Consider the following 12,520-nt stretch of genomic DNA (forward strand, 5'->3'; position numbering starts at 1 on the left):
GGTCAGCCGCGCGGCTTCAGGCCCAGCCGGGCCCGTGCCTGGTCGGGGGTGGCGACCGTGGCACCGAGCAACTCGGTGATCTGCACGGCGCGTTCGACGAGCCCGCCGTTGGTGGCCTTGACGCCCTTGCTGAGGTAGAGGTTGTCCTCCAGGCCGACCCGCACATTGCCGCCGAGGAGGATCGACTGGGCGACCCACGGCATCTGCATACGGCCGAGCGCGAAGCTCGCCCACTGGGCGCCCTCGGGCAGCATGTTCACCATCGACTGGAGGACGCCCGGGTCGGCGGGCGCGCCCCACGGGATGCCCATGCACAGCTGGAAGACCGTCGGATCGTCCAGCAGCCCCTCGGCCAGCAGCTGCTTGGCGAACCACAGCTGGCCGGTGTCGAAGATCTCCAACTCGGGCCGTACCCCGAGCTCCTGGATGCGCTTGGCGCCCACCCGCAGCATGTCGGGGGTGGAGACATAGAGGTTGGAGCCGTCGCCGAAGTTGAGGGAACCGCAGTCCAGGGTGCAGATGTCGGGCAGCAGTTCCTCGACGTGCGGGAGGCGCTCCAGGCCGCTCACCAGGTCCGTGCCCGGCAGGTGCCGGAGCGGCTCGTCGGGGTCGATCACCAGGTCGCCGCCCATACCGGCGGTGAGGTTGATGACGACGTCCGTGCCGGTCTGCCTGATGCGGTCCACGACCTCGGCGTACAGCCGCGGATCGCGCGAGGGGTCGCCGGTCCCGGGATCGCGTACGTGGATGTGCACGACCGCGGCGCCCGCGGACGCCGCCTCGACGGCGGACGCGGCGATCTGCTCGGGCGTCACGGGGACGTGCGGGGAGCGGCGGACGGTGTCGCCGGCGCCGGTGAGCGCACAGGTGACGATGACCTCGTTGTTCACGGGGATCCCTTCGGTGGGGTGTGGTGCCTCGGGGCTCGGTGCGAGGGAGGCGGCGCGAGGGAGGCGGTGGGGAGCGGCGGCCTCAGCCGGCGGGGGTGGCGGTGAGTTCGCTCTCCACGAAGGCCAGCAGTGCGGAGTGCATCGTGTCCGGGCCGGTGCTGTCCGGCGCGGTGGCGAGCACCTGTGTGGCCAGGCCGTCGATCAGGGCGGTCAGCCGCAGCGCGGCGAACTCCGGATCGACGGCGCGAAAGACGCCCTGGTCGACACCGCGGCGTACGACATCGGCGACGGTGGTGCGCCACTGCCGGTAGTAGTGCTCGTGCAGCCGCCCCACGGCGGTGGAGCGGGCGGCCTGGGCCCACAGGTCGAGCCAGACCAGCCACTGGCGGCGCTGCTGCTCGGTGCGCGGGGTCTGTAGGGCGATCAGATGCAGCAGCTCGGCTCGGGCATCGGGCGCCGCGGCCAGGCCCGCGGCGCGGCGTTCGGTGTCCTCGTCCATGCACCAGCGCACGGCCGCTTCCAGCAGCTCGTCGCGCCCGGGGAAGTGGTAGTGCACGGCCGCGGGGCTGGTACCGCAGGCGGCTGCGATATCGGCGACCCGTACGCCGTGGAAGCCGTGCTCGGCGATCAGCCGGACGGTTTCCCGCACGATCTGGAGCGGCCGGCCGCCCTCGGGGACGGCCGCCGGCTCGCGGTCGGGCGGCGTGGCGGGCCGCTCGGGGGCGCCGAGCAGCCAGCCCGTGTCGACCTCGCCGATATCGGCGATACGGACGATCTCGGCCAGGGTGAAGCGCCGGGTGCCCCCCAGTGACCGGGACAGTTTCGAGGGGTCCATCACGATCCGGCGGGCGAACTCGCGGTGGCTGCAGCCGAGCCGCTCGATCACCTGGCGGACACGGACCGTCACATCTCCGGCGTCGTCGGTGATCCGGGCTCCGGTGGCGTCCTTCATGGTCCCGGACCGTAACAGCGCGTTGAGAACATCGCAACGGGCCGGCCAGGGAAGAAGTGATGCAGAGGCCTGTCCTCGTGGGATGGGCAGGGGTGTGTGGTGAGGATGCTGATGAGCGAGTCAGTATTGCGGCGGAGGGTGCCCGGGGCAGAGGGAGGAACGGGCTGGACACGCCGCAATCCGGGTGAATGTGGCAAAGTGACGGCATGGCTGACCGGGGAGCGAAGCGGCCCACCGTGTCGGTGCCGGACGACTGGCCCGCCCACCCGGACCTGACCCTGGCCCTCAACGGCATGGGCGGCTTCGACTGGGACCTCGACAGCGGGCTGATGCACATGGACCCGCCCGCCCTCGAGGTGTTCGACATGCTGCCGGACGAGTACGACGACCGTCCGGCCACGCTCGGGTGCCGCGTCCCGGCCCATGAGGCGGCCCGTCTGGACGCCCTGGTCGCGCGGGCGCTCAAGGACGGCAGCGACTCCTACGGCGCGTACTTCCGGGTGCGGCTGCGCGACGGCGAGCTGCGCTGGACCCACAGCCAGGGCAGCATCCGCCGGGACAGCACCGGCAGGCCCCGCCGCGTCATCGGTGTCGTCCGCGACGCCAGCCACGAATACACCCACGCGGCGGAGCGGCTCGCCGTCGATGAGGAGCGCCGCCGGCACACCAGCGTCGTCGAGCGCACCACCGCCGCCCTGGCACACGCCCGAACGGTCGGCGAAGTCATCGCCGTGCTCGCCGACGAGCAGGGGCTGAGCCGCCTCGGCGCGGAGAACGTGATCCTCGGGCTCGTCGAGGCGGGACGTATCCGGCTGATCTCCGAGGGCAAGGCGGGGAGTTTTGTACCGGATCTCGAGTACACGCGGGTGGGTGACGAGTTCCCGATGAGTGAGGTGGTCCGCACCCTCACTCCGCGTTATGTGGGCAGCCGCGCGGAATTCAAGCGCGACTACCCCCGGCTGTGGCCGGCCATCGAGCCGCTCAACGTCCACTCCGCCGCCTATCTGCCGCTGATCGCGCAGGGCCGTCCGATCGGTGTGATCGGCCTCTTCTTCGAGCGGGAGAGCGACTTCCGCGACCAGGAGCGCAATGTCCTGGTGGCGCTCGGCAGCAGCATCGCGCAGAGCCTGGCCCGCGCCATGCTCTACGACCAGGAACACGATCTCGCCGCGGGCCTCCAGCAGGCCATGCTGCCGCGCCGGATCCCCGGCGTCGCCGGTGCACAGATCGCCGTCCGCTACCGCTCCGCCCGGATGGGCCGGGACATCGGCGGCGACTGGTACGACGTGATCCCGCTGCCCGACGGCCGGGTCGCCGCCGTCATCGGCGACGTCCAGGGCCACGACACCCAGGCCGCGGCGCTCATGGGCCAGCTGCGGATCGTGCTGCGCGCCTACGCCTCCGAAGGACACGCCCCGGCCACCGTCATGGCCCGCGCCTCCGCCTTCCTCAACGAGCTCGACACCGACCGCTTCGCGACCTGTACCTACGTCGACGCGGACCTGAGCACCGGCGCGGCCCGGATCGTCCGGGCCGGCCATATCGACCCGCTGCTACGGCACGCCGAGGGCATCTGCCGCAGGCTGCCGGTGGCCGGCGGGCTGCCGCTCGGTATCTCCTCCGAATTCCGGCGGCTCGACTACCCGGTCACCACCGTCCTGCTCGCCCCCGGCGACACCCTGCTGCTGTGCACCGACGGCATCGTCGAACAGCCCGGCACCGACATCGACGACGGGATGCGGCAGTTGGCCCGCGAGGTCCGCCAGGGCCCCCAGGACGTCCAGCAACTCGCCGACCGGCTCTGCGAGTCGGCGGACGAGCGGACCGGCGAGGACGATATGGCGCTCCTGCTGCTGCGCCGCCTCGGTGCCCCGGAGCACGACATCGTCGGACGGTTCCGCCAGCACATCGCCCCCGCCGACCCCGAGGGCCTCTCCGCCGCCCGGCACATGATCCGGGCCGCGGTACGTGCCTGGGGCGCGGCGGAGCGGGCCGAGGAGATCGAGCTGGTCGCCGACGAGCTGATCACCAATGCGCTGCTGCACACCGACGGCGAGGCCGTCGTCAACATCCGTATGCCGCACAGCGTCGGACGGCTGCTGCGGCTGGAGGTCGAGGACCACTCCAGCAGCCTGCCGCGGCGCCGCGAACCGGGCGAGGCCGGCGTCTCCGGCCGCGGGCTGCTCCTCGTGGACCGCCTGGCCGATGTCTGGGGTGTGGAACCGCGCGGCAGCGGAAAGTGCGTATGGTGCGAGTTCAACTGCTCCTGACCGGAAGCGTCGAGCCGCACCGGCAAGGGCAATCAGCGGAACGGGCGCCGAGGCATCGGCACGGTCAGTGAGGACGGCTCTATGGGATCGCGGGCTGCACAACAGCGCCAGGAGGCCCGCCAGTTGGCGGCCCGCCTGTCGGCGGAAGGCGTCCGGAACGTGGCGCTGACCTGGGTGGACAATGCGGGCATCGCCCGCGTCAAGACCATCCCGGCCGAACGGCTCGCCGCCGCGGCGGAACGCGGAGTCGGGATGTCTCCCGTCTTCGACGTGTTCACCTCCGACGATGCCATCACGGCATCCGACCACCTCGGCGGGCCCGACGGTGACCTGCGGCTCTTCCCTGACCTGGAGCGTGTCACCACGCTCGCCGGCCAGCCCGGCTGGGCCTGGGCGCCGGCGGACCGCTACGACCAGCTCGGCCTGCCGCACCCCGCCTGCCAGCGGCAGTTCGCCCGGCGCATGACGGAGCGGGCCGCCGCGGCAGGCCTGGAGCTGCGGATGGGCTTCGAAACCGAGTGGGTGGTCACCCGCGCCCCGGCGGGCCACCCGGCCGCCGCCGGTGCGGACGAACCGCTCGACTACCCCTGCACGGGCCCCGCGTACGGCATGACCCGGGTCGTCGAACTCTCCGACTACCTCCGCGACGTCACCGAGGCGCTGAGCGTCCAGGGCATCGACGTCCTCCAGCTCCACCCCGAATACGCCCCGGGCCAGTTCGAGGTCACCACCGCCCCGGGCGACCCGGTCCGCGCCGCCGACGATGTGGTGCTGGTCCGCGAGACCATCCGCGCCGTCTCCGTACGGCACGGCCTGCGGGCCTCCTTCGCCCCGTCGGTCGTCGCCGGACAGGTCGGCAACGGCTGCCACCTCCACCTCAGCCTGTACCGCGACGGCACGAGCCTGCACCGCACCCCCGACGCCCCATGGGGCCTCGCGCCCGACGCGTCGGCCTTCCTCGGAGGCATCCTCGGTGCCCTGCCCGCCCTGCTCGCCATCGGCTGCCCGTCACCTGCCAGCTATCTGCGGCTCCAGCCCTCCCACTGGGCCGGCGTCTACCAGTGCTGGGGCGTGGAGAACCGGGAGGCGGCGCTGCGTCTGATCACCGGCGCCCCCGACGACCCGGACGGCGGCCATGCCGAGGTCAAGACCTTCGACGCCGCCGCCAACCCCTACCTCGCGGTAGGCGCGGTCATCGCCGCCGGACTGCACGGCATCGAGTACGCCACGCGGCTGCCGGAACCGCAGACCGGCGACCCGGGTGTGCTCGGCGTCCGGGAGCGCGCCCGGCGCGGCATCGTCCGACTGCCCGCCACCCTCACCGAGGCGGCCGACCGGCTGGAGAAGTCGGCCCCGCTGTACGAGGCGATGGGCGAGGTGCTGCACGGCGCGGTGCTCGCCGTCCGGCGCGCGGAGGAGGCCCACTTCGCCGAGAGCGAGGACGACGCGATCGCCGCCGCCACCCGCTGGCGCTGGTGATGCCCGAGGACGTCCCGGGAACCTGCCCCGGATCCGGCGACGGCCTGCCGCCGCTGGTCGACCACCACTGCCACGGAGTGCTCCGGCACGCACCGGACCCCGGGACGTTCGCCGCGTACCTCACCGAATCGGACCGGCCGCCCGCGGCGGGCACCACCTTCTTCGACACCCAGGCCGGCTTCGCCGTACGCCGCTGGTGCCCGCCGCTGCTCGACCTGCCCGTGCACTGCCCGCCCGACCGCTACCTCGCCCGCCGCCGCGAACTGGGCCCGGACGAGACCCGGCGCCGTCTGCTGCGCGCCACCGGCATCGGCACCTACCTCCTCGACACCGGGCTGCCCGGCGACCTCACGGGCCCCGCCGAGACCGCCGCGGACGGTGGCGGCGCCGGGTTCGAGGTCGTACGGCTGGAGACGCTGGCCGAGCGCACCGCGGCCGGCGTCCGCGATGCCGAGGAGTTCACCGACGCCCTCGCCCGCGCGGTCCGGGATGCCGCACGCACCGCCGTCGCCTTCAAAACCGTCGCGGCCTACCGCCACGGTCTCGCCCTGGACCCCGCCCCGCCCGCCCCCGGCGCCGTGCACACCGCCGCCCGCTGCTGGCTGGCCGCGGGCGCGCCCCGGCTCACCGACCCCGTCCTGCTGCGTCACCTCGTCCAGTTGGCCGTCGCCACCGGCCGCCCCCTCCAGCTCCACACCGGCTTCGGCGACCCCGACCTCCGGCTCGACCACGCCGACCCGGCGCTGCTGACCGACCTGGTCCGGGCCACCGCCGACACCGGAACGGACCTGGTGCTGCTGCACTGTTACCCGTACCACCGCCAAGCCGCCTACCTGGCGAGCGTCTTCCCGCATGTCTACGCCGACATCGGGCTGACGCTCACCCACACCGGCCCGCGGGCGGCGGCCGTGCTCGCCGAATTCCTGGAGCTCGCGCCCTTCGGCAAACTGCTCTTCTCCACCGACGCCTACGGCCTCCCGGAGCTGTACGTCGTCGGCAGCGCGCTGTTCCGGACCGCGCTGGCGACCGTCCTCGGCGACTGGACGGCCTCCGGGGCATGGTCGGCCGAGGACGCGCGGAGGGTCGGCGCGATGATCGCCGCGGACAACGCCCGCAGGGTGTATGGCCTTTCGGACAGCCGGGCCGACCGCACCTGCGGGTAAGGGGCGGGCCGGGTGCCGGCCGTACGTGCGGGTGACGGGCGGCCGGGGCACGGTCGTCCGTGCAGGTAACGGGCGGTCGGGTACACGGGCGCCACGTACATCCCGCGCGCCGGAGGCCTCACACGTAAGGGGCGCCCGCCGCGAGCGCCACTTCCCGCCCTGCCGCCCGCCGCACCGCCGCAGCGTGCTTTACTGCGCCGCGTGGCCCCTACAACGACCCCCGGGAAGAGCGAAATACCCCCGCGTTCCCGGATATTCGCCGATCTGACCCCGCTGCGCCTCTCCCCGGACTACCGCCGACTATGGTGCGGCAACACCGTCTCCTGGATGGGCCAGCAGATGACCGCACTCGCGGTCTCCCTGCAGGTCTACACCCTCACCCACTCCACCTTCGCGGTCGGCCTGGTGGGCCTGTGCTCACTGGTCCCGCTGGTCGTCTTCGGGCTGTACGGCGGCGCCATCGCCGATACCGTCGACCGCCGCAAACTGGGCCTCTACAGCGCCGCGGGCGCGACCGTCATGTCCCTCACCCTGGCCACCGCCGCGCTGGCCGGATACCACCGGGTCTGGCTGCTCTACACCGTCGTCGCCTTCCAGGCCGTCTGCTTCGCGATGAACTCACCGGCCCGCTCGTCGATGATCCCGCGGCTGCTGCCCGCCGAACAGCTGCCGGCCGCGAACGCCCTCAACTCCCTGACCAGCAACCTCGGCCTGATGGGCGGGCCGATGCTGGGCGGTGTCATCGTCGGCCTGTGGGGCTTCCAGGCCGCGTATCTGATCGATGTGGTGGCCTTCAGCGGCTCGCTGTACGCGATGTGGCGGCTGCCGTCCATGCGGCCCGACCAGGGGGAGGGGCCGCGGCGGCGGGCCTCCGTACTGGACGGCCTGCGTTTTCTCGCCACCCGGCCGAATCTGCGGATGACGTTCTTCTCGGACCTGGCGGCGATGGTGCTCGCCCAGCCACGCGCACTGTTCCCCGCGGTCGCGGTGCTCTGGTTCGGCGGTGACGCCAAGACCGTGGGTCTGCTGGTGGCCGCGCCCGCGGTGGGCGCCGTCCTGGGCGGACTGTTCTCCGGCTGGCTCGGCGGGGTCCGCCGGCACGGCCTGGCCATCCTCATCGCGGTGGCCGCCTGGGGCGCCGCCATCGCCTGTTTCGGACTCTCCCGGCAGCTGTGGCTCGGCCTGTTCTTCCTGGCCGTGGCCGGCTGTGCGGACACCGTCTCGATGGTGTTCCGCAGCACCATGCTCCAGGCCGCGACGCCGGACGCGATGCGCGGCCGCCTCCAGGGCGTCTTCATCGTCGTGGTCGCGGGCGGACCGCGGCTGGGCGACTTCCTCGCCGGCTCGGTCGCCGACCTGACCTCCCCGGCCACCGCGGTGCTCGGCGGCGGCCTGGCCTGCGTCCTGGTGGTGACCGGCCTGGGCCTCGGCCGCCGCGCCTTCGCCCGCTACGACGCGCGGGACCCGCAGCCTTAGTGGCTGCGGCTACGAACGTACCCACCGGCCGTCCCTGGGCAGTGCCCCGGCGATCACGAGCGAAGCCAGATCATGAGGGCTGCCGCGGTGACCGTGCCGAGGAAGGCTGGACCCGCTGGAGCAGGAGTTCCCAAGTGCCCTCCGTGGACCAGCGGCGATGCCGCTCGTGCCCCGTCTTCCACGGCCCATAGGCTCCGGCAGATCACGCCACCGCACACCCGTCCTGATCCGGTAGAGCACCCCGTTGATCACCTGCCGTTGATCACCTGCCGTTGATCCCGCCACCTGCCACGACGCCCGTTACTCCCCGGCAGGAGCGGCCGAAGCCGCTCCCACTGAGCGTTCGTCAGGTCACCCCTGTCCCCCAGCCCTATCAACGACGGGACTGGTCGTCAGGGCGCTGTCCAGCGCCTGGCGATGCCCGGCGCTGACCGCTGAATACGGTAGAGGGATGGTTGCGTTCGAGTGAGAGGACGAGAAGACGTGGATGTGTATGAGGCCGTGGACAGTCGCCGGGCTGTGCGGGCGTTCAGCGATGAGCCGGTATCCAAAGAGATACTCGAACGAGTGCTTGCTGCAGCGACGCGGACTCCGTCGAGTGGGAACCTCCAGCCGTGGCATGTGTACGTCGTGACCGGTGAGCCCCTGACCGAGCTGAAGAAGCGCGCGACGGCCAGGGCACTGGCGGGAGACCCGGGCGATGAGCGGGAGTATCCGATGTACCCGGCCGAACTGACCTCGCCGTATCTGGACCGCTTCTCCGCCGCGGCCGCCCAACGGTACAAAGCGCTGGGAATCGAGCGCGACGACCCCGACAGGCCCCGGAAGGTCGCCGCCTTGAACTCGGAGGCGTTCGGGGCGCCGGTCGTGCTGTTCTGCTACCTCGACCGGACGATGGGGCCCGGACAGTGGGGGGACGCGGGGATGTACTTGCAGACGGTCATGCTGTTGCTGAGGGCGGAAGGGGTGCACAGCTGCCCCCAGGTGATGTGGACGATGTATCGCAAGACCGTCAGCCAGGCAGTCGGAGCCGATGACGGGCTCGTACTGTTCTGCGGTGTCTCGGTGGGATTCGAGAAGGAAGGCGCGCCACGGCTGCGTACCGGGCGGGCGGACATGACGGAAACAGTGAGCTTCCTCGGAGTATGACCAATGGGCGGTCAAGATCCACAGGACACTGCCTAGTGCGTCCACCTCCACATCTCCTCCATCAGCGAGGTGTACATATCGGTGTGGCGGACGCGGAAGACAGACTTCTCAAGCCCGCTTGCCGTGCCCTCTACGGCAGTCGCCGGTCGCCGGTCGCCGGTCGCCGGTCACCGGTCGCCCGTCGCCCGACGGGCCGCCGGACAACCGCCCCGCTAGAGCAGCACCGGGGTCAGGTCCGCTTCCTCGAAGCCCTCGTCGTCGAAGGGGTAGAGGGGGCGCCGTACCTTGTGGTGCCCGAGGCGCAGCAGATCCTGGTCCACCCCGCCCGGGGTGAGGGCGAGCAGCCAGTCCGCCGCCATTGCGTGGAGTTCGGGCTCCAGGTATCCGATCTTGACGACCACCAGGTCGTAGGACAGCGGGTCCAGGGACCCGAAGTCCGCACGGGTGTGGAACGGGCGGCGGCGCTCGGTCAGTACCACCGTCACCCCGCCGCGGGTGACGGCCGCGGACCGGCCGCCCCTGTCGTAGGCCGGATTCTCCCGAGGGTCGGCGGAGCCGGGTCCTGCCGGGTCCTCCAGGGCGGTGACCGTGCCGGTCAGTTCGTAGGGCTCCGCGTGGGGGCCGGTGCCCGCGCTGAACCGGCCGCCCACAGCGAGGGTGACCTCGCCGCCCACCCCGGCGTCGAAGCAGAGGGCGACGGCCTCCGGGTCGGTGAGGCCCGGGTGCAGTGCGGTGACCCGGCCGCTCGCCAACTCCTCGTCGGCCAGCAGCCGGCCGAGCATGTACGCGAGGTCGCCGGCCCCGCCCGCGGTGGGGTTGTCGCCGGAGTCGCTGATCAGGAACGGGCGGGCGGGGGAGGCGACGGCGCGGGCGATACAGGTGTCCGCGTCCCCGGTCGGGCCGACGAAGGCGAAGTCCCGGCGGGCCTCCCAATACGCGCGGGTCAGGGACCCGGCCTGCGTCAGGGCGAGTTGGGGATCGTCCGCGGTGACCACCACCGCCGCCCGGCAGCGCTCCTCGTCGGCCCAGGCGTACCCGACCCAGATCGCCGCGTCCACGACCCCGTCGAGCGCCTCGACCGAGGCCAGCCGCCCGTACAGCGACCTGGCCGGGTCCAGCCGGGTGCTGGTCTTCTCGCCGGGCAGGAGGACCGGAATCTGCACCCAGGCCCGGTGCGGGCGGCCCGTCCCGCGGACCAGTCGCTCCACGAGCTTGCGGGCGGCCCGCTCCCGGGTCTCCCAGGCGTCCTCGTGCGGGGCCATACGGTGGGCGGTGAGCAGATCGAGCTGCGTGGCGAAGCGGCGCGAGACATTGCCGTGCAGATCCATGGCGGCCGAGATCAGGGTTGCGGGGCCGGTCGCGGCCCGTACCGCGTCGGTCAGATCGGCCTCGGCGTCGTCCAGCCCCACCACGCTCATGGCGCCGTGGATGTCGTAGACCAGCCCGTCCAGCGGCCCCGACTCCCGGATGCGGTCCGTCAGTTCGCCCTTGAGGCGGTCGTAGGTGGCGCGCTCGACCGGTCCGCCGGGCACCGCGACGGCATGCACCAGCGGCACCCACTCGACCCGCTCGGCCAGGTCGCCGTCCGGCCGCGTCCAGGTGTAGCGGTCCAGCAGGGCGCGCCCCCGGGTGACGCGGAAGTCGTCGTAGGCCGAGCGGTGCGGGCAGAACTGGCTGGATTCGATGGCCATTCCGCCGATGCCGATGCGGAGACGGCGACTGGTCGGTGAGGGCATGGGGCGCACCTTCCGTGGGTGGCGGGCGGACTGGCTTCGGGGCGCGGCTTTGGGGCGGCGGTCAGCCGCGCCCGGCTGCGGGGGCGGGCGGTCCGTCCGCGGCGATCAGGCGGCGCAGTACGGCATGGCCGGCGCCCAGCAGGCCCGCGTCCGGGCCGCACACGGCGGCGTTGATGGTGAGTTCGCTGGTGGCCATCGGCAGACAGCGCTCGTAGAGCATGCCGCGTACGGCCGCGACCAGCGGCTGGGCGCCGGAGAGCGCCCCGCCGAGGATCACCGCCTCGGGGTTGAAGAAGTTCACGACGACGGCGAGTACCGCGCCGATGTCCCGGCCGGCCTGGCGCACCAGGGTGGTGGCATGCGGTTCGCCGTTCTCGACCAGCCGGAGGATGTCGGTCGCCGAGTCGGCGGCCAGGCCTTTGCCCCGCAGTGCGGCGGCGATCGCGGCGCCGCTCGCCACGGTCTCCAGACAACCGATGTTGCCGCAGGAACACGGGAGTTCGGCGGCCTCGTCGACCCGGACATGGCTGATGTCACCGGCCGAACCGCGCGCCCCGCGGTGCAGCCGGCCGTCGCTGATGACACCCGAGCCGATGCCGCGGCCCGTCTTGACGACGACCAGATGGCGTCGGGTGGGGTGCGCGGCGCGATGTTCGCCCAGCGCCATCATGTTGGCGTCGTTGTCGAGCAGTACCGGCAGGCCGAGGCGGTCCGCCAACCGGTCGCGCAGCGGGAAGAGATGCCAGCCGGGCATCCGGGACGGGGCGATGATCCGGGCGCCGCCCGCGTCGACCGGGCCGGGGAAGCCGATGCCGGCACCGCGGACCGTACGGCCGGCCGCGCGCTGCCGCTCGGCCAGTGCCGTCAGCCGCTCGGCGAGTACGTCCAGGGCGGGTTCGGGCCCGGCGGTCAGATCGAAGGCGTGCTCGTCGAGGTCGAAAACGTCGCCGGTCAGCCCCACCGCGCCGGTGCGGATGTGGTGGCTGCCCAGGTCGGCGGCGAGCGCGACGGCTCCGTTGTCCGCGACCCGCAGCAGCCTCGGGCGCCGGCCGCCGCGCGAGGTGCCCTCGCCGGATTCGGTCAGGTGCCCGGCCTCGACGAGTTCCTGGACGCGGAGGGAGACGGTCGAGGCGGCGAGCCCGAGTTCGCGTACGAGGTCCGCGCGGGAGGCCGCGGAACCGTTCGCGACGAGTTCGAGGACATGCGCGGCGGAGCCGGGCTGCTCCTCGGAGGCGGTCATGGGGCGCCTTTCGGCTCGGGGCGGATGGCGGATGGCGGATGGCGGATGGCGGATGGCGGATGGAGGGGGCGCGGGTGACGGGTGACGGGTGAGGACCGGGAGGACAGGGCGGGGCGTCGGGCGGCCGCGTCGCAGCGAGGGGAGGTGTGCCGCAGCGGAACTTGC

At 72.6% G+C, this 12,520-nt stretch carries 9 protein-coding genes and 1 pseudogene; 5 read left to right on the plus strand and 5 right to left on the minus strand.

All coding sequences use genetic code 11. From position 1 onward, the window contains the following. Window positions 1-2: 2 nt before the first annotated feature. Window positions 3-890, minus strand: a complete 888-nt coding sequence (locus tag K7C20_RS31220; protein WP_030078833.1) for a beta-keto acid cleavage family enzyme — start codon at window positions 888-890, stop codon at window positions 3-5. An 82-nt stretch (window positions 891-972) separates the two neighbouring features. After that, window positions 973-1,842 (minus strand): TetR/AcrR family transcriptional regulator, encoded by an 870-nt coding sequence (locus K7C20_RS31225; RefSeq protein ID WP_053209696.1) that lies wholly within the window; start codon window positions 1,840-1,842, stop codon window positions 973-975. Window positions 1,843-2,048: 206 nt separating this feature from the next. Here K7C20_RS31225 and K7C20_RS31230 point away from each other — a divergent pair, with 206 nt between their 5' ends. The 4 genes from K7C20_RS31230 to K7C20_RS31245 all read left to right on the plus strand — a co-directional run bounded on the left by K7C20_RS31230 (window position 2,049) and on the right by K7C20_RS31245 (window position 8,230). After that, window positions 2,049-4,112, plus strand: a complete 2,064-nt coding sequence (locus K7C20_RS31230; protein WP_053209702.1) for a SpoIIE family protein phosphatase — start codon at window positions 2,049-2,051, stop codon at window positions 4,110-4,112. A gap of 81 nt (window positions 4,113-4,193) precedes the next feature. Then, window positions 4,194-5,591 carry a type I glutamate--ammonia ligase gene (locus tag K7C20_RS31235; RefSeq protein WP_053209697.1) on the plus strand — a complete coding sequence of 466 codons (1,398 nt, stop codon included), beginning with the start codon at window positions 4,194-4,196 and terminating at the stop codon, window positions 5,589-5,591. After that, entirely contained in the window at window positions 5,591-6,754 is a 1,164-nt protein-coding gene (locus K7C20_RS31240) for an amidohydrolase family protein (protein ID WP_048829050.1), read from the plus strand. Before K7C20_RS31235 ends, K7C20_RS31240 begins: the two co-directional genes overlap by 1 nt. Window positions 6,755-6,955: 201 nt before the next feature. Further along, window positions 6,956-8,230, plus strand: a complete 1,275-nt coding sequence (locus K7C20_RS31245; protein ID WP_245171882.1) for an MFS transporter — start codon at window positions 6,956-6,958, stop codon at window positions 8,228-8,230. Window positions 8,231-8,336: 106 nt separating this feature from the next. On the opposite strand, the pseudogene K7C20_RS38560 reads toward K7C20_RS31245, so the two are convergent. Continuing rightward, window positions 8,337-8,598: pseudogene (locus K7C20_RS38560) on the minus strand (transposase); the annotation flags it as partial. A gap of 115 nt (window positions 8,599-8,713) precedes the next feature. Here K7C20_RS38560 and K7C20_RS31255 point away from each other — a divergent pair. Continuing rightward, entirely contained in the window at window positions 8,714-9,379 is a 666-nt protein-coding gene (locus K7C20_RS31255; protein ID WP_030078487.1) for a nitroreductase, read from the plus strand. A 212-nt stretch (window positions 9,380-9,591) separates the two neighbouring features. Here the strand turns inward: K7C20_RS31255 and K7C20_RS31260 are convergent, their stop codons facing one another. Further along, complete coding sequence (locus K7C20_RS31260) at window positions 9,592-11,115, minus strand: M81 family metallopeptidase (RefSeq protein ID WP_030078486.1); 1,524 nt, start codon at window positions 11,113-11,115, stop codon at window positions 9,592-9,594. Window positions 11,116-11,176: 61 nt separating this feature from the next. Next, a complete protein-coding gene (locus tag K7C20_RS31265) occupies window positions 11,177-12,355 on the minus strand; it encodes an ROK family transcriptional regulator (RefSeq protein ID WP_053210459.1) in 1,179 nt (392 codons plus the stop codon). Window positions 12,356-12,520: the final 165 nt, after the last annotated feature.

This window comes from Streptomyces decoyicus (assembly GCF_019880305.1).
Classification (GTDB): domain Bacteria; phylum Actinomycetota; class Actinomycetes; order Streptomycetales; family Streptomycetaceae; genus Streptomyces; species Streptomyces decoyicus.

What these genes read in the sequence shown, in the direction of transcription:
- K7C20_RS31260 (WP_030078486.1), bottom strand. Translation starts at nt 11,115, where the DNA reads ATGCCCTCACCGACCAGTCGCCGTCTCCGCATCGGCATCGGCGGAATG.
- K7C20_RS31225 (WP_053209696.1), bottom strand. Translation starts at nt 1,842, where the DNA reads ATGAAGGACGCCACCGGAGCCCGGATCACCGACGACGCCGGAGATGTG.
- K7C20_RS31265 (WP_053210459.1), bottom strand. Translation starts at nt 12,355, where the DNA reads ATGACCGCCTCCGAGGAGCAGCCCGGCTCCGCCGCGCATGTCCTCGAA.
- K7C20_RS31240 (WP_048829050.1), top strand. Translation starts at nt 5,591, where the DNA reads ATGCCCGAGGACGTCCCGGGAACCTGCCCCGGATCCGGCGACGGCCTG.
- K7C20_RS31230 (WP_053209702.1), top strand. Translation starts at nt 2,049, where the DNA reads ATGGCTGACCGGGGAGCGAAGCGGCCCACCGTGTCGGTGCCGGACGAC.
- K7C20_RS31235 (WP_053209697.1), top strand. Translation starts at nt 4,194, where the DNA reads ATGGGATCGCGGGCTGCACAACAGCGCCAGGAGGCCCGCCAGTTGGCG.